General features: G+C 58.8%; 10 protein-coding genes and 3 pseudogenes. 7 read left to right on the forward strand and 6 right to left on the reverse strand.

Translation table 11 applies throughout. The features are described 5' to 3' along the window. Nucleotides 1-439 precede the first annotated feature (439 nt). Complete coding sequence (locus ABIA42_RS01200) at nt 440-823, reverse strand: hypothetical protein (protein WP_011084664.1); 384 nt, start codon at nt 821-823, stop codon at nt 440-442. A gap of 227 nt (nt 824-1,050) precedes the next feature. On the opposite strand from ABIA42_RS01200, the gene ABIA42_RS01205 reads away from it, so the two are divergent. Then, complete coding sequence (locus ABIA42_RS01205; protein WP_223153745.1) at nt 1,051-1,476, forward strand: hypothetical protein; 426 nt, start codon at nt 1,051-1,053, stop codon at nt 1,474-1,476. Between the two features lie 151 nt (nt 1,477-1,627). On the opposite strand, the pseudogene ABIA42_RS01210 reads toward ABIA42_RS01205, so the two are convergent. Both ABIA42_RS01210 and ABIA42_RS01215 read right to left on the reverse strand, forming a co-directional pair. Then, a pseudogene (locus tag ABIA42_RS01210) lies at nt 1,628-2,424 on the reverse strand (IS1380 family transposase); the annotation flags it as partial. Nucleotides 2,425-2,612: 188 nt separating this feature from the next. Beyond that, nucleotides 2,613-3,152 carry a GNAT family N-acetyltransferase gene (locus ABIA42_RS01215; protein WP_014498653.1) on the reverse strand — a complete coding sequence of 180 codons (540 nt, stop codon included), beginning with the start codon at nt 3,150-3,152 and terminating at the stop codon, nt 2,613-2,615. Nucleotides 3,153-3,708: 556 nt separating this feature from the next. Between ABIA42_RS01215 and ABIA42_RS01220 the strand changes: the two genes are divergently transcribed. Then, nucleotides 3,709-3,915, forward strand: coding sequence for a hypothetical protein (locus ABIA42_RS01220; RefSeq protein ID WP_011084669.1), 207 nt, complete (start codon nt 3,709-3,711; stop codon nt 3,913-3,915). Between the two features lie 389 nt (nt 3,916-4,304). On the opposite strand, the gene ABIA42_RS01225 is transcribed toward ABIA42_RS01220, so the two are convergent. Beyond that, entirely contained in the window at nt 4,305-5,651 is a 1,347-nt protein-coding gene (locus tag ABIA42_RS01225) for a citrate-proton symporter (protein ID WP_174719444.1), read from the reverse strand. Nucleotides 5,652-6,097: 446 nt separating this feature from the next. Between ABIA42_RS01225 and ABIA42_RS01230 the strand changes: the two genes are divergently transcribed. Together ABIA42_RS01230 and tnpB are read left to right on the forward strand one after the other, a co-directional pair. Continuing rightward, a complete protein-coding gene (locus ABIA42_RS01230; RefSeq protein ID WP_231088534.1) occupies nt 6,098-6,352 on the forward strand; it encodes a transposase in 255 nt (84 codons plus the stop codon). A gap of 19 nt (nt 6,353-6,371) precedes the next feature. After that, nucleotides 6,372-6,788, forward strand: a complete 417-nt coding sequence (tnpB, locus tag ABIA42_RS01235) for an IS66 family insertion sequence element accessory protein TnpB (RefSeq protein ID WP_370115779.1) — start codon at nt 6,372-6,374, stop codon at nt 6,786-6,788. Here the strand turns inward: tnpB and ABIA42_RS01240 are convergent. Further along, the gene (locus tag ABIA42_RS01240) at nt 6,777-8,003 is read right to left on the reverse strand and encodes an IS256 family transposase (RefSeq protein WP_370112649.1); all 1,227 of its coding nucleotides are present in this window, start codon (nt 8,001-8,003) and stop codon (nt 6,777-6,779) included. The two genes, tnpB and ABIA42_RS01240, sit on opposite strands and share 12 nt — an antisense overlap. A 73-nt stretch (nt 8,004-8,076) precedes the next feature. On the opposite strand from ABIA42_RS01240, the pseudogene ABIA42_RS01245 reads away from it, so the two are divergent. Further along, nucleotides 8,077-8,721, forward strand: a pseudogene (locus ABIA42_RS01245) (IS66 family transposase); the annotation flags it as partial. Between the two features lie 1,426 nt (nt 8,722-10,147). Then, nucleotides 10,148-10,909 carry a hypothetical protein gene (locus ABIA42_RS01250; RefSeq protein ID WP_233465590.1) on the forward strand — a complete coding sequence of 254 codons (762 nt, stop codon included), beginning with the start codon at nt 10,148-10,150 and terminating at the stop codon, nt 10,907-10,909. A gap of 2,156 nt (nt 10,910-13,065) precedes the next feature. Here the strand turns inward: ABIA42_RS01250 and ABIA42_RS01255 are convergent. Continuing rightward, the gene (locus tag ABIA42_RS01255) at nt 13,066-14,724 is read right to left on the reverse strand and encodes an outer membrane beta-barrel protein (RefSeq protein ID WP_370115777.1); all 1,659 of its coding nucleotides are present in this window, start codon (nt 14,722-14,724) and stop codon (nt 13,066-13,068) included. Between the two features lie 510 nt (nt 14,725-15,234). Here ABIA42_RS01255 and ABIA42_RS01260 point away from each other — a divergent pair. After that, nucleotides 15,235-16,017: pseudogene (locus tag ABIA42_RS01260) on the forward strand (IS5-like element ISBj2 family transposase). Nucleotides 16,018-16,461: the final 444 nt, after the last annotated feature.

Here is a 16,461-nt window from a genome sequence, read left to right on the forward strand (position 1 = left end):
TTGTCCTGACATCTGCTCCATTTTTTGATCTTCGCATCCAATGCCGGCGAGCCCGGGTGGATGGTCTCGTTGCTCGATGAGTTGGCCCGACACTTCTCGAGACGCCTACGAAGAAAACGGCCAACGAAACCCTCCTCACCCAGGCAACCCGCAAAGATCCCGAGCCATTCTGATGGCGAGGACACAATGACGCTGGCGCCTGCCATAGGCAATCCGCTCCTCCCGCCCGGGCGGGAGTCGAAAACTCCGGCTGGAAGCCGGGGTTTTCTTTTGTGCTATTATAGGCACCAGCTCTCGTAAACCGCCGCCAGTACAGTGCACCTCACGGCTTGAGCCGAATTGGCTTGGGCTTCGCTCCGTCCAAGGCTCGATCGTAAGCCGCAGGTGTCGGTTGGTCTGCGCTCTGCTCCACCTCAAATGGATTGGTAGAGATCTCACGTCACATGAAGTCTCCATCCGAGTCGGGCTCTGATGAAGGTTCATCATCGCTCGACGCTTTGGAGAGATACATCGAAGAATTGGTTGCGCGCTGCCATTCACCATCCCTATATCTCCACTGTTTGGACTGGGTGGGATCAAGTACCATATCATCGGGATCCACATGAACGAAGCCCAGTTGTTCTGCACGGGCTCTCGCTTCGTCATTGGCAGGACGCCAGTTCACTAGCGGCCGTTCGCCGTCTCGCCCTAGTTGGTGCTCGAGCAGAATATCGCCGGCGTTACCGACGAGCGGATGTGCAACCTGAAAATCCACGATTGATGTGACATCAGTCCGTCCGGGAAACAGTTCTCGCCACCGCTGGCTGGTGAAACCAGTCGCCATAGGAAATCCGGCTTCCGTTCTTTGGAGGCCGACGCTCGTATTTCCTAGTTGATAGCTGTAGCCGTTGTTGCACCTTTACTCGCGTCGGATCATCCCCGAAACGACCCGTGATCGCACCTACCAGGCTTGGTGGGACGGCAAGGGTAATGGGCTGCTGCGGGCAGAACTGCTTGTGGTTGTCGCGTCTGCAATTGCCTGAGAAGAGCTTGGAGCCTGACGAGCTTGCAATGCGTTATGCCGAGAAGACCCCGTCCAATGCCAGGAAATGCCTGACGCACGTGCGAGGAAGAAGCAGCAGCACCGGGCGCGCCGAGGAAACCATGCACGAACTTCAGCCGCAGCTAAGAAAAGCGATTGGGCATGGCGGGCGACACCAAATCGGAACGGTGGGCGAGATCGAGCGGAAACCAGCACACCCATGGCATTCCCCATCCTTCATTCAAAGCTCCTGCATTCTTGAAGAAGCCAGCAATCCTGAGAGTGCGACGAATCTGTACGATATCGATCAATCGGAGAGCCTGCAGCGAAGTCCGTCCAAGATTTCACGGACGTCTCCTATGGTCACGTCTCCGCGCCTGGCCGTCGTTCGAGTCGGCGCGCATCATGTGCACATGCACAAACCTCCTAACAATGCTAGCCCGTCCTATTCGTGAGAGTGCGGCTTTGGGGCCCGATTGATGCGGCCGAACATCTTGTCTGACGAGGCGCACAGGATTGCCTTCGGCTTTTCACCGCCTGACGACCCGTACTTTGCAACGCGCTTGAGGTATAGGTTGGGCGAACGGGGGGCGGACGCCCCGCCGGTCAAGGACCGAGCGGCAGCAGCGCACCTGGCAAGCAGCGGATCAGGTCGGCTTCCGGACAGGCCGCGGCGAACGCAAGGCGAATGCGGCTCGTGGTCTCGACCACACGGGCAGCGATTTTCAAGAGCCGAAGACGCAGCGTCGCGAACTCGGCAGCGGCCAATTCCCGGACTTTGGGAATGGCCTCGCGCAGGGTCAGCATCAGCCAATAAGCGGCCGTATGGAGCACGAGACGGACCTGGTTGGCGAGCGCCGAACGGCAGCTGGTGCGGTCGGAGGCGAGCTGTGACTTATGCAGCTTGTCAGATTCTCGGCTTGGCCGCGCGCGCAATACAGGCTGTCGTAGATCCACTCGGCCGAGCCGACATCGAGGCTGGTGACGACGAAACGGATGTCGAGGCCGAGCATCGCCGCCTCAATACGGGCGACAGTGCGCCGTTCGCGATCCCAGGACTTTGCCTTGTGGCGGGTCTCGGTATAGCCACGCAGAACCGGCAGGTTCTCGATGGCGCGTCGGGTGCGGATGTCGTCGGCGACCTCGTCGACTTTTCTGGCGAGAGGCTTGGTGCCGGACAGACCGAAGATGTAGTCGATGCCGTTGGTCTCGCACCACGCCATTGCCTCCGGCCGGGCATAGTGCCCGTCGCCACGGAACGTAATTTGCGTGTTGTGCCATCGCGTGCGGATATGCCGTACCAGGCGGCGCAGATGGGCACGCACCTCGACGCCGCCCGGCGTCTTGCCGGGCCGCAGCACGACGGCCACGGGCCGGCTCTTATCCGTGTCGTAGACGTGGATCGACCGCCATCGAAGGCAGCTGTGACTTTCTTGGCGTGAACGGCTGGAAACGAGGATGGCAGAATCGTATCATCGGTCATGGCGGGCGTGGTTTAAGGTGATGGGGTTTCGCAACCGAATCCTACGCCGCATCAGCGCTTTACACCACGCTCGCCAGCCCTCAGGCGCACTCTTACGAATAAGACGGGCTAGCGCTCCATCTCGCCCATAAGAATTTCATCTGAGACGTATCGTGGATTGGAAATGACAGTCCGCATTTCCGCATTCTTGCCCTCGTCCGCAAACCGGAATCCCTTCTTGTAGAAAAATGCTGAAGCTCCTTCATCTTGAGAGAGAAGGGATAGCTTGGAAAGGCCCGCGGACTGCCTAGTATGATCGGCGACTTCAATCATAGCCGTCCCGACCCCTTTGTACCTCGACCGGCCGAGATTTTCTATGCTGAGAATTCGCAAACTGTTGCGCCCCGGCGCCACGGTCATCGCTCCCACCTTATTGCGTTCATTGGCATCAGTAAACAAAGAAACACTTTGGGCGTTGCCAATATTGCTACTTACTCTGTGTAGGCGGACTGACACACCTGTCCTCTTGTCAAAAGCGGAAGACGCTGGTCCAGCAGCTAAAGCGGCCGTAAAAGCAGCACCATCTGCGCCAGAAGTGCCGGCCAGCGCATCGCGCTGCTGGTCCACACTTTGCCCGTCGGAGGGCCAGTTGTTGTAATTGGTTCTCATCACAACGAGCTACTATTTGGACGAGCTGACAGAAAGCTGACAAAGCCGACGCATGAGCCGGTCCTTTACGAATAAGACGGGCTAGCGTAATGATACTCATCGTAGGATGGAACATGCGACATATTGTTAACTCGATCGTCCATGACGACCACACTCCTATGCCGGTTGCATTGTGTTTCAGGTCGTTAGACCTGACTCCGCAGATAAGCAGCTTAGCTGTCCGTAAGCTGACGCCGAGAAATTAACGGAAAACTAGGTGTTTGGCCCCGGCATTTCTGCAGCGGATTGAGTTTGAATCGTTCCGGCTGGGAAGTTCAATCCTGAATCCAAACAGACCCTAGTCGGGTGCTCCGAGAAATGCATCGACGGAGGTGCGACGAGCATCCGATCATAAGTAGGTCTACAGGTTCCGAGCGGGTAGACGGAGCGATGCGGTGATGGCCGAACTTATCCATTCGGTCGATAGATCTGATCAAGAAAATCAATTTTACCGATTGTAGCGTCGTCATATAGACCGTCACCACGGCTGGGGCTAACCTAGGGAAGCGATCTCCCAATGAAGAAGTCAGTTTTGGTGACGGCGAGCGCCCTCGCACTTGCGACCGCGGCGGTACCTCCATTTGCTGCAGAAGTTGCCGCGCAACCGCTCACCTCCAGCGTGCAGGTAGCCGATACATCGTATCCTCAGTGCGCCGATGACCCATTGAATGGTATCTGCGATCTGTTTTTTTGCTTGACCGATCCCGCGTGCGTGCTGCACTGACGACGGAAAACAATCAAGCAGAGAATGAGGATCGAGCCTCGTGCGGCCGCTGCTCCGTCAGCGGCCGCATCCTTATGCCGTTCGTTTACGCTGGCGGATGGTGCGAGCCGCGCCTTCTTGTTCTCTAAAGATGATCAGAGTCATTGCTCACTCCAGCCGGCGGGTGACGGCAGCCCGATCGCTCAACTGCAGCATCGGCGAACGTTGGGTAAACGGAGAAAGCCGTTTCAGACCGCGACGCTGCCGTTACGGCCGGAACTCCTTCACGATGTCAAGCTGCGCCAGTTTTCAGGATAGATTGCTGTTCGGGCTAGCCCCATACCGTGCTCCTGCTCGATGTTCGCATTTCGGACGTCACAGATGTCATCCTTACCTGTTCGGCTAAGCTACTAGGGCGGCGATCGTGCCGTTACAGATGTTCGTCTATGGTTTCGCTCGAAATTGAGTGGCGCCGTCTCCGGCATCATCACCATGGCAAAGAGCCCGGCCGCGCTCGCGAAAAGCATGTACCAGGCGGGCGCGAGTGCGCTCCCGGTCAAGTAGATCAGCCATGTGACGACCAGTTGAGCTGTGCCTCCGAAAATGCCTATGGCAAAAGCGTAAGTCGTCCCGAAGGCGCCACCACGAATGTTCCTGGGCAAACTCTCGGCCATGCTTACGTAGAAGGCGCTATACGGAACCGTTCCGATAAGGGTGAGCGTGCCGAGGCCTCCTAAAAGTGCGAAGGCGCTGCGGCTCTCTGCAATCCACAAGAATACCGGATAGATCATCAGCAACGCAGCTGCCTGCGGCCATATCATGATGCGCCGGCGGCCTGCGCGGTCGGCGAGCAGGCCGCCCAACAGCGCCGCAGCAATGCCTGCCATATTGCTGATGAGCGTGGCGCCGAAGGCGAGAGGCGCGGATACGTGGAGGGTGTTCAAGGCGTAGGTGGTCATATATCCCGTAACGTAAGTAGTGATCGTGCAGCTGGCCAAGATGACGAATCCCAAGCTCATGATGCGGCGAGCGGCGGGCGATCGCCTTACAGGCCGGGTGACCAGAACCGGCGCCTCCGGGCGGAGAAACGTTTCGGGTAGGACGCTCCGCAGCCAAAGTCCGAACGGCAAAGTAACGGCGCCGAGCAACAGCGCGATCCGCCATCCGTATGCATTGAGCGCCTCACTTGTCATGGTGAGCGAGAGTATTTCTCCAACCAACGCTCCAGCCGTCGCAGCGACCTGTTGGCTCGCGGGCTGAAAGGAGACAGCAAGACCGCGGGCTTTGGCTGGTGCCGCTTCCATCAAGTAGGCTGTCGTTGGACCGACTTCGCCTCCGAGAGCAAAGCCCTGCAGCAAGCGTGCGAAGATGGCTAGCAACGGAGCGGCAAATCCTATTGTCTCGTACGATGGCGTAATGGCCAATAATAGGACCGCGACGCTCATCATAGCAAAGCTGGCGGTCATGGCAGGCCGGCGGCCAACCCGATCCGAATAGGAGCCGAGCACGATGGACCCGATTGGCCTGGTCACAAAACCCGCGCCGAAGGTTCCGAGTGACAGCATGAGGCTGGCGAACTGGTCGGTTGCCGGGAAGAACGCCTGACCGATCTGTATTGCGAAAAAGCTATAGGTGCCGAAGTCGTAGAATTCGAGCATATTGCCGATGGTGGCGCCCAACACCGCCCGGCGCGTTAAGCCTTCGTCTGCCGGACTGGGGACCGGCTCCAGCCTCTCTCGAGTTAATTGCCTCGCCATCCTCAACCTGATCTGGAGCGCGAACCCTGGCCCGAACATTTCCACCAGACACCGGTCGCGCAAAGTTGCAGTCCGCTTGCCCGAACTCGTCCTTCACGGCCATTGCGCCTGTCCACATGTAGCCTGAAGCGCGTCGCTACAAACCTCACGGTAACGTCTGCAATAAGAATGCCTGCCTTTCTGGGCCGATTTGACTTCTGGTCTGATCCCAGGCCTGGCCGGTAAGAGGTAAGCGGAGCTTTTCTCCCATTTGATTGACTGGTTTCGCTTCGGCTTTCGCTCTGCGATCCTTGGCTTGTCAGAGAGCCGAGAGGAGACTGAAGGCGATGGAACAATCGGGGGAGGAAGCCGAAGCTGATGGCTTTGTGGGGAAGCTTACGCGCCGGACGCGTTCTGGATGCCGGTTATGGTCTGCGGAGATCAAGGGGCGCGCTGTTTTCGAGAGCATGAAGCCCGACGCCCGGGTATGTGATGTCGCACGGCGTTATGGTGTGAAGGCCCAGCAGTTGACGACGTGGCGCAGATTGGCGCGTGCTGGCCGGCTCGCATTGGTCACGGACGACGCGGCGGATTTCGTGTCGATCGAGCTGAGCGATCCAGTGGCGTCAGGCAAGAGCGAGGGCCCGTCGAGATTACGATTGGCAAGGTTTCGGTCCGCCTGGATGCGGACGTGTCGGCGGTGCGGATCGCGGAGATCGTGACTGCGATCGAGCGCGGCGCATGATCATTCCGGCGCAGGGACTGCGGATTGTGCTTGCTGTGCGTCCTGTTGACTTCCGGTGCGGGCACGACGCGCTGGCCGGTCTTGTGCAAAACACGCTTGGGCTCGATCCGCATTCGGGCCTGATCGTGGTTTTTCGTTCGAAGCGCGCCGACCGGCTGAAGATTTTGCTATGGGACGGCACGGGCCTCGTTTTGGTCTACAAGCGCCTTGGCCGCGATGGTCGTTTCGAGTGGCCGCAGATCAGCGACGGCGTCATGCATCTGACGCGCGTGCAGTTCGAAGCGCTGTTTGAAGGGCTGAACTGGAAGCTGCTGAGCGCATCCTCGAGGGGAGTGTCAGAAGTTTTGTGTAAGAGCGTCTCTGTGAGGGGTTTGCGGGGTCAGCGGACTGACCCCATGGGGTCAGTCCGCTGAGCCTGCAAAGCGCTCGCCGAACTGGATGGCAAACTGGCCCATTGCGGCCGTCCATGCAACCGGTCGTCGCCAATGGATGCCGGCATTTCTGATGGCGAGGTAAAGCAGCTTCATCGCCGCCTCGTCGTTGGGGAAGCTGCCGCGTGTTTTGATGATCTTGCGCAGCGAACGGTTCAGCGCCTCGACCGCGTTGGTGGTATAGATCATTTTGCGTATCTCCGGCGCGAAGGCGAAGAACGGAATGACGTGCTCCCACGCCCGGCGCCAGGCCGCCCCGATCGCGGGATAGCGCTTGCCCCACTCGGCTTCGAAGTCCTCGAGCCTGAGCAGAGCGGCGTCGGCATTCTCGGCATGATAGATCGCCTTGATCGAGGGAAGGATCGCCTTGCGATCCTTCCAGGACACGAAGGATAGGCTGTTGCGGATCAAATGCACGATGCAGGTCTGGACCATCGCCTTGGGAAAGACGCTGTTGATCGCCTCGGGAAAGCCCTTCAGACCGTCGACGACGGCGATCAGGATGTCGGCGACGCCGCGGTTCCTCAGATCGTTCATGACCTTGAGCCAGAATTTGGCGCCTTCGGTTTGCTCGATCCAAAGCCCGAGCACGTCTTTCTCGCCCGATGCAGTGATGCCCAGCACGACGTAGACTGCCTTGTTCTTGACCATCCCCTCATCGCGAATCTTGACCCTGAGCGCGTCGAAGAAGACCACCGGATAGATCGCTTCCAGCGGCCGGCTCTGCCATTCGCGGACCTCGTCGAGAATCGCGTCGGTGACCTTGCTGATCAGATCGGAGGACACCTCGGTGCCGTAGAGCTCGGCCAGATGGCCCTGGATCTCCCGTACCGTCATGCCCCGCCCGTAGAGACTGATGATCTTCTCGTCGAAGCCGTCGAAGCGGGTCTGGCCCTTCGCGACGATCACCGGTTCGAACGTGCCGGCGCGGTCGCGCGGCACCTCGATCTCGATCTCGCCGTCGTCCGTCAACAGCGCTTTGCTGCTTGTGCCGTTGCGGCTGTTGCCCGACCCGCGGCCCGCCGGGTCGCCCTTCTCATAGCCAAGGTGGTGGGTCAGCTCCGCACCCAGTGCGCGCTCCAGAAGCGCCTTCTTCAGTCGTCTGAAAAGCCCGTCTTCGCCGGCTAAGTCTTCTGGCTTGAGGCTGCCCCCGGCAAGAAGCTGGTCCAAAATCTCAGGTGAAAAATCCGTAGCCATGTGAGTCTCCTGTCAAAGGTAAACTCACAGAAACCATCTTACACCGAGTTACTGACACCCTCTCCTCGAGGGCTTCGACGGCATCCTTCAGGTCGACGGATACCAGGGCTATCATCGGCTCGCACGGCCCAAGCGCAAAGGCGGCGTGCCGCTGCGGCTGGCCGCATGTTGGTCCCACTCAAGGCGCAAGATCATCGCAGCGACTCCGAAAGCCGGCTCACCCATCGCCGAAGCCGTTCTCGCGCGCATCGCCGCACTCTATGCGATCGAGAAGGAGATCCGTGGCGCCGACGCCCCGGCTCGGCAAACGACCCGTAACGAGCGATCACGGCCGCTCGTCGCTGAACTCGAGAGGTTTCTGCGCGAGCAAGCCGCTCGCCTGTCGCCGGGCAGCGAGATGGGCAAGGCGATCGCCTATCTCCTGAACCATTGGGATGGCCTCACCTTGTTTCTCGACGATGGTTGCGTTGAGATGGACACCAATCCCGTCGAAAATCAAATCAGGCCGCTGACTCTGACGCGTAAAAATAGTTTATTTGCTGGTCACGACGAAGGTGGTCGTTCATGGGCGCGCATAGCTTCGCTCATCGCCACCTGCAAAATCAACAGCGTGGAGCCCTACGTCTGGATGAAAGCGACGCTCAAAGCGATCGCAACCGGTCACCCGCAGTCCCGGATCGACGAGCTCCTGCCCTGGTCGTTCGGCCGCACCTCGTAATTCTCCGTCGTTGCCGCCTCCATACCCCCCGCCAGCGATTTGCAAACACGTTGATCAACAGACTGCAATCCCCACGCCAAACCTTTGCGAGTGGGACGCGAACGTCGCTTACGGTAAGAGAAATATGAGAACCTGGTGCAGTTGTCGGGCGCCGCAGACATTACGTTGCTGTGGCGGGTTTGCGACAAGACTGGCTGGCGCCGAACATGATCGACGAGGACGCGAGCCACCTCAGCGTCACGCGTTGCGTCCGCTCCTTAAACAGCCAGTCGGGGCTGCGTCATCGCCTAGACGATGCTGCCAATCAACGCGCCCGAGGCGGTCTCTTGCGCGCGAGCAAGATCACCATTCACCAGTGCTCCACTTTCCGTCGCGGCCGGATCGCCAGCGGACGGGCAAACCGCTTTCCCCCGAGCCGCTTGGGTCTGGCGACCATCAGGACCGAGGCCGTCATGCGTTCCGCGCCGCTCGCTTGCATCTTGGCTATCGCCCGAGCGAGCGCGTCGTCCAGGACGTGAGAAGGCCCAGCTGTTCGGCCGCAACACCGACGAATGCCGATCTCAAGTCGTTAGGTGAGCGCGAGCTTCAGAGTCGCCCATCTTGGTCAACCATGTGGAGAGCTGCTAAGGCTAATCGATAGCGCCACACGCAGAAGCTAGCGTTTGTGTGCCCGGGCGGGCAAGCAAGAAACGGCTACGCTTCTTCGCCAGCGGACGCTTAGAGGAAGACGGCCATTTCAGCGGCGGCTTCGCCAACAATTACAACGATTTGTCTTAATCAGGACACGAGTGAATCCTCTTTTCCAACAACAAGGCGCGAGCGCCATCTGCATGACGCGTAGCATCAATAGCAGCCGGATAAAGTTGGCGGATCGTATTGCCTCATCTGACGATGAAAATCTCAGCTTGGCCGATGTAGCTCCGGCTGACGGCCTGTCCGACGTTGCATCATGGCGCGCAGGATCGGACGCACTGGGGACATCGCGGAGTGCGCATTAAACGCAGCGGCAGCCGCAGTCCCGAGATCATCGGCCAGCGCCGCACCTTTAGCCGTGCGCGGGATGATCGTCTGGGCTGCTTTGCGTCTGAGCGATTTCTTTCTTCATTTAATCAGGTGAACAGATCGCTCCGCTCTTGCCGGACTCTCAGATCGCGCTCTCGTCTGTTCTCGCGTTGGCCCGGCTATCGCGGTCATTCTGCTTATCGGACCAAGCATAGGCTCAAGTGCAGGCCAGAACAACTGGTCGCGGACAGAGATCGAAATGCACATGTTCGGTATGGGACTGGGGCTGGCTGCGGTCAGCGTCGCCTGACCTCCTAACGAGCTTTCCGTCAGATGAAACGATGCAGGACGCAGAGCTGCGCGCCGACCGCGAGTTGAGGTGGAATGAGTTCAGGATCGGAGATGATCGCATCAGACGTGGTAGATGCAGCCGCGAGTTTGTCTTTCTTCTTCGACCTTTGTCAGCTTCTCGAAAGCCAGCCTCTCTAACACTCGAACTTGGCCTCTTGATGACGAAGCTGCCCATGCCGGAATTCGTGACGAACTTCAGCTCATTCCCTCTGGGAGATATTCTAGAGGCCTTTGGTCTCTTAACAAAAAGGAGGGCTTTATGGCTCCAAGCCCGATCGATAATGCCCGTTCACCAGAATCACCGACAGCGCACGTCTGGACACAGGAAGATCATGATTTGTTCAGCGAGATCATGAATGAAGCTGGACCATCATCGTCTGCCGCACCTGAGGAAGCGGTAGATGTCTCCTTCGCCGCTCCCCAGAGATTTTCACACGGTTCGCAAATCGCCCCTGACTCGATGGTCGATAGGCTGTTCCACCGGGGTCTCTTGCCGGACTCGGACCAGCCGACAATGACCTATGAAATCCAGGGTCACCGCTACACGGCCGGTTTGGATGAGTGTAATCGCGTTCTTCTTGTTCATAACCCTGCGGAAGACCAAGTGCTTGGGGCCGGCCGGGCGGGGGTACCGGACTTCGGAGCCTTCTTCGCGGAGAACCGACGCTATGGAAGGCCGCTACCACAGCAATGGGCCACACCTGCCCTCATAGACAAGCTGCGCGAAGAAGGTTTCATGCCGACCGCCAATAGCCCCACGACCATCCATCTTAACGGACGGGCCTACAAAGCCGAACTAGCCGAAGGAGGATTCGTTAAGCTTACGCGGGTATGAGACCAACTTGACGGTGAGCCGATCGCGCTGGGTCTGAGTCGTGCGGTCACTTTGGTTGTCCTTACCTGGATAGACGGTTCATCGCTTAGCAGTGGATTGTTCGAGCCGCCAGCGGGTACGCATCATCGGGCCCGCTGGCAGCGCTCGAGATGCACGGTCATCCTGGCCATTCGTCTGCGTGGTGCCGACCTGTCATCCGGCCGGCAATATTGTCGCCGTGTTGCTTCACTCGAGGATGTTGCTGGCGCTTGACCGATACAGCTCCGGCTGTGGGCCAGTCCGAGGTTGCACCATTGCGCGCGGGATCGGAAGAACCGGGGTGCGTCGCGGAGTGCCCAAGGCACGCCGCCGCGCCCCGGTCCCGGGATCACCGGCCAGCGCCGCACTGTTAGCCGTGCGCGGGATGATCGTCTTCTCGGCTGCTTTGCGTCTGAGGGATCCCCGTGAGCGCTGCACGACGGTGTGCCGCGGCCGAACTGCTCGGGGCGGTGCTTCGCGAGGTGACCGAGAATTACCAGGGCAAACGGGGCTCGGCCGCAAGCCAGCGCTCGATGTCGGCTGGGTTCGGCAAATTGGGCAGAAACCGGTGCCCGTTGAGCACTTGCTTGGAAACGGCGGAGGCCCTGCAAGTGCGAGGCTGGATTGTCTTGGCGGACGCGAAGGTATTCTCAAGGAGGTGGCAGCAAAGATCGCCTAGCCGCAAGGACCGTCGCAAGTGGCGCAGTCGCTTTGCGTAGCAGTGGGATTGCGTGAGCGTATTTGTCGAGGAAATCGTGTCAATTTAACACTACCAAATCTGGGCGTTCTGCAAGCAGTAGCTCCACCGTAGAGTCACGCAAGATCGCATGCACATAGGCGTGTGCAACCAGCCTCAAAAACCGGAAAAGAACGTCATGGCGAACATCAATCTCAGCTCCCAATCTATTGCAGGTGCACGCGCCGGACAGCGAGCCGCCACCGCCCGGAAAGTCATTGAATGGCGAGCGCCGGCCCCGAGACGCCGAGGCTTCCACATGATCCACGGAATGAAGCCCATGGCGCGGATGCTCGCAGCAATTAGGCGCGGGCTAGCCTTGTCCGATCTTGACCGGTGCTGCGCAATCTGGTGGCTCTATCGTCTCCATTTCGGGTTCACCGGCGACGTGATGTTGGGGCTCGCCGCGGTCAGGATTGCCCAGGAGAGATCCCGCTGCGGAATTTAGGAATCGTGGGGGCGCGCCTTCCATACGGGCTCGGCGCCCTGCCGCCGGTTACGTGTTTGGCTGGCGAGGAAAAGTGGCCGAATGCCGATTGCCTTTAGTCTCCCCCAGCCAATTGGGCCGCATTCACTTCTAGCGCCGAGGATCTGCCCGTGGGGGTGGCACCAAAGTGCAGGCAAATACGATGAGCAGATTGCAAAAACTGAACTTGCGCTCGCCCTTCACACGATCAGTAAGCTGAATTTGATGTCGGATGATGCTGCTCATGAAGGTCCCAGCAGGGGCAGACGACCGGGCCATAGCGGGGAGTGTAGGAATCAGGACGGTCTGGAATCCTTGGTCACGTCTGGTGATCGGGGGCAAGGACGCGCGGCTCGCATTCCATCTGGTGATCTTCTGCTGTTACATGAAAGGAAATGACCCGCGTGAGTTCGCGTGGCGATGCAAGGGCGGGTAGCTCGCCAAGCAATACTGCCCGAGTCGTTGCGCTGGATGGATCCTCGCGCAGAACCTCACCGACGCTGTGTACCCACGGCTTGAATTCCTCTGTGAGCGGCTCGTCCGTTGCAGACCGCCAGCCGTTCAACTCTCCCCTCGGTGAATAAGCCGTTGATCTTTCGCCAGGCACTTTGCGCCCGCCTCCGGCCGCCGCGCGATGAGACAACGGCCGCGGCTTCCCGGTCGGTCGGCGCCTTCGCAATGGTGCGCGGAATCGGCTTTGGAGCGAATTCCGGGTCAACGGATCGAGCTCTTATCACCAGAAACGAGCTCCGGTTCGCGAGCGGAGTTGCGCTCGCCTTGTCCATGCGGGCGGTTTGCAATCGAAGCAAGCCGGTGTACAGGCGTGATCGCGACATAGTCCTCGGCGGCGAATGGGCGCCGAGGACTGGGGCCATCAGCGAACTTCAGAACGGCCCCTAAGCATCTGCAGTTTGGAGCCTCGTAACAGTGAAGCCCTTAGTTGAGCTTGTAAGACGCCTGGAAGAACGTACCCCACCGTTCCATGCTGTAGTTCGCAAATCCTAGCGAGCCGCAGCCGTTTCCGCAGTCCGCGGAGTCCGCTTCCTTTTTCGTCCACATGGCCCAATAGCGGCCTCCAACGCCTAGGCTGATATTGTTGGTGACAAAGTAGGACAGAAGGCCTTCAACCTGGACGCCGCCGCCACCATTGCCGTGTTGCTCACTAAAGGTGGTCTTTTTGCGCAAGAGATGATTATCGCGGCCCTTGAAGTCGGTCCAGGGCAGGTAAGCGATGTCCGCATTCAGGCGCCAGCGCTCGGTCAGCATAGTTTCGGCGCTCAAGCCGATTCGAGGCGCATTCCATTGAGTATCTTGGCTGCCAACGATCCTATCGTCGCTCGGCTTGATACGACAAAAGTCCTGCGGATTTGTGAGCGGAACGCAACCCCTCGAGTCTGAGCTCTGGCTGTAATAGGCCCAGCCTATAAATCCGCCGATCTTGTAGTTCGTACTGCGCAGGACATCGTAACCGGCGTCGGCCGTGTAATATGCAAATCGCCCGTTTGACTCACCTGAACGAGTATTTAGGTAGGGGTATCCCTCGTGGGGCAGCCAATCTTCATCGTTCGATTTCCCTTTGTTGAAGAACCCGATACCAAGGCTACTCTTCAAGAACACTCCCCAGGGACTGTCGACACGGCCGAATACCTCCCCCGAAAGTCCGTCCAGTGCATGATAAGTGAGCCTGGAAATCAGTATGCTGGGGTCTTCAGGCCAGCCATACGGGACTGCGCTTTGATCCCACTGGAATCTTCCCCGGCTCAGCCAGAGCCGCGAGCCCCCTTCGAACGACCAACCGGACGTGTAGGGAATGGCTGGTACGCTGCCGGCTGATCTCGCATGCAGCGGCGAATCGGACTTTGGTGCGGCTTCTGGGTCCGCACCAAAGTGGTAGTTCAGACCAATTTTCCCAATGTGATAGTTGCTGGACAGGCTGGTCGTGCTCGCCGGCAAAATCGTAGACGGAGATAACTTCGCGGTCGAAGCGGTCGCGACGCTCGGCCCGCCAAAATGCAGATAGTCATACTCGACGTTCACCGACCATGAAGGCGTAAGGGCTTGCTCCACACCGAGCCCGATGACGCCACCAACTTGGCCATAGTCGAAATGGGTTTTCTCCTGTGGCAGGTCGCCCCCTTCAAAGTTGTTGACGATGTCGCCTCGATTATTTTGCCAGGCTGCACCTGCCTTGAGATAGGCAAGCGTTTGCCCGAGCGAGCCGAAGGCGTAACCGATGCGACCGGTCCCGGTCGCAAAGAGGTTCGGAGCTGCGTTGCAGTTTGCGCTTACAATCAAGTCTGAGGCTGCGAGGCAGGTGTTTGAGCCGCTCGCGACAGCTGCGCTGGCATCCAGTTCGAGGCCGTACACCCAACTATTGTTCTGCCAATTGTAGCCGATTTGGCCACCTGCGACGAAGGAGGGAATATCGACGACGTCGCCGTAGATCGGTGGGCCGAACGGATTGGTGAAAGAGGTTCGACCGTACCCGCCGCCTACATGCCCGCCAATGTAGCCTCCGGACCAGTTCCACACCGACGGTGGCAGGGCTTCTCGCCCGAGGTTCGCCATAGATGTACCCGTTGTGGCGATCGCCATGGTCGCAGCCCCCAAAAAGAGAACTCTTGATCGCATAAAGATTGCCCTGAACTTTCCCGAGTTGTAGTCGCGCTCGCTAAGTATCGCCGCACGGCAAATCGTCGGAGCACCAGGCCCCCAATAACGAGCCGGGGCCGCTCCGAAGATCACCGCACGACGATTGGTGATGACGTCCTCAACGTAGCAAGCCGCGTGCCGGAGCAATTCCTTTGTTCTGCAGGAGCTTACTAAGAGCGTGCCGCGTCAACTTCCCTACATTGGGTGGAAGGCGGACGAACGAGTGTCGAGGTTCGCTGCATTGCGGAGCTAGCGTCCAAGGCACGTGCATGTGCCGGAACTTTGTGGTCTGCCCGGTGAGCACAAGCTGGTTCAGCTTGGATGAGCCGTGAGATTTCAAGCCTAGTGTTCTTTTCACTCCGCGAGCTGCCTGATGGCAACCAGCCGGCCGTTGCAAGTTCAGCTCGTACTAGGGTCTGTACCTAAATAGCGCCACGTGATTCTCTTGCCTACGTGTTGATTCGGGGGCGAGAGAATGCGCGCTGGTTTGTTTTGGCTGAACGACAGGCAATGGGCGCGTATCGAACCGCATCTGCCGAGGGGACTGACGGGGCCGGATCGGGACGACGACCGACGCATCGTCAGCGGCATCATTCACATGCTGCAATCGGGTGCACGATGGCGTGATTGTCCACGTGAATACGGCCCTTACACGACGATCTACAATCGCTTCAATCGCTGGGCCAAGCGAGGACGATGGTGCGCAATCTTCGAAGCGCTGGCCAAGCCTGGCGAAGACGGCGTCGTACTGTCGCTCGACTCGACCTCGATTAAAGCTCACCGGTGTGGCTCCGGCGGAAAAGGGGGGAGCACAATCAAGCAATCGGCCGCTCGCGCGGAGGCCGCACGACAAAAATCCATGCGCTGAGCGATCCGCTCTGCCGGCCGGTCGTCCTGCATCTGACTCCAGGCCAGGATGCCGATATCGCTGCGGCTCCCGATGTCCTGGCGCTCGCGCCACCCATGAGCGTGCTCCTCGCCGACAAAGGGTATGATGGCGACAAGCTTCGCGGCGCAATCATTCGTCGTGGCGCCAAGCCCGTAATCCCCAATAAATCTAACCGTGTCGTCATCCATCGCTTCAACAAACGCGCCTACAAAGGACGAAATGTCATCGAACGCTGCTTTGGCAGGCTTAAGGACTTCCGGCGCATCGCCACGCGATATGACAAGCTCGCCCGTAATTTTTTGGCCGCTGTTCATCTCGCCGCTCTCGTCGCATATTGGCTCAATTGAGTCTGGACCCTAGTTTTTGGGAGCGTGAGTACGCCAGGAAGCTAGGAGTCGTGCTCGGACCGCTTTAGGATCGACGCGCCCATTGTCTTGCGGCTTTCGTCCCTCGCGGCATCCTTGAGCGCGTAATGATAGTTGATCGGCAAGATCGGATGGACCTCGGCCGACGAAATCGATCACACGATAGTCGCTGATCTCTTATCTAAACAGGTCCTGATATGGCAGTATGTAGGATCGTGACCAGATGGGACGGATGCTCTCTGCATTGCGCGAAGCTAAATCGGAGGCGCAAAGATCGAGCCGCGATAAGCCCTCATCAAGTGCGTTTGTAACAGCACATCTGCTACTCTGACATCAAGCGGCACAATCGGCCTATCCTAAAGGTAATATCAGGATCGGTGCCCGGGCCATCTCAGGAAATATCGAGGATCAAGACTCAAAAGTCAG

Origin of the sequence: Bradyrhizobium sp. USDA 327 (assembly GCF_041262065.1) — a bacterium.
Lineage (GTDB): Bacteria > Pseudomonadota > Alphaproteobacteria > Rhizobiales > Xanthobacteraceae > Bradyrhizobium > Bradyrhizobium liaoningense.

Bases quoted from the DNA above. Each gene is read 5' to 3' on its own strand.
- ABIA42_RS01200 (WP_011084664.1), bottom strand. From the start codon at position 823: ATGGCGACTGGTTTCACCAGCCAGCGGTGGCGAGAACTGTTTCCCGGA.
- ABIA42_RS01205 (WP_223153745.1), top strand. From the start codon at position 1,051: ATGCGTTATGCCGAGAAGACCCCGTCCAATGCCAGGAAATGCCTGACG.
- ABIA42_RS01215 (WP_014498653.1), bottom strand. From the start codon at position 3,152: ATGAGAACCAATTACAACAACTGGCCCTCCGACGGGCAAAGTGTGGAC.
- ABIA42_RS01220 (WP_011084669.1), top strand. From the start codon at position 3,709: ATGAAGAAGTCAGTTTTGGTGACGGCGAGCGCCCTCGCACTTGCGACC.
- ABIA42_RS01225 (WP_174719444.1), bottom strand. From the start codon at position 5,651: ATGGCGAGGCAATTAACTCGAGAGAGGCTGGAGCCGGTCCCCAGTCCG.
- ABIA42_RS01230 (WP_231088534.1), top strand. From the start codon at position 6,098: ATGAAGCCCGACGCCCGGGTATGTGATGTCGCACGGCGTTATGGTGTG.
- tnpB (WP_370115779.1), top strand. From the start codon at position 6,372: ATGATCATTCCGGCGCAGGGACTGCGGATTGTGCTTGCTGTGCGTCCT.
- ABIA42_RS01240 (WP_370112649.1), bottom strand. From the start codon at position 8,003: ATGGCTACGGATTTTTCACCTGAGATTTTGGACCAGCTTCTTGCCGGG.
- ABIA42_RS01250 (WP_233465590.1), top strand. From the start codon at position 10,148: ATGCAGCCGCGAGTTTGTCTTTCTTCTTCGACCTTTGTCAGCTTCTCG.
- ABIA42_RS01255 (WP_370115777.1), bottom strand. From the start codon at position 14,724: ATGGCGATCGCCACAACGGGTACATCTATGGCGAACCTCGGGCGAGAA.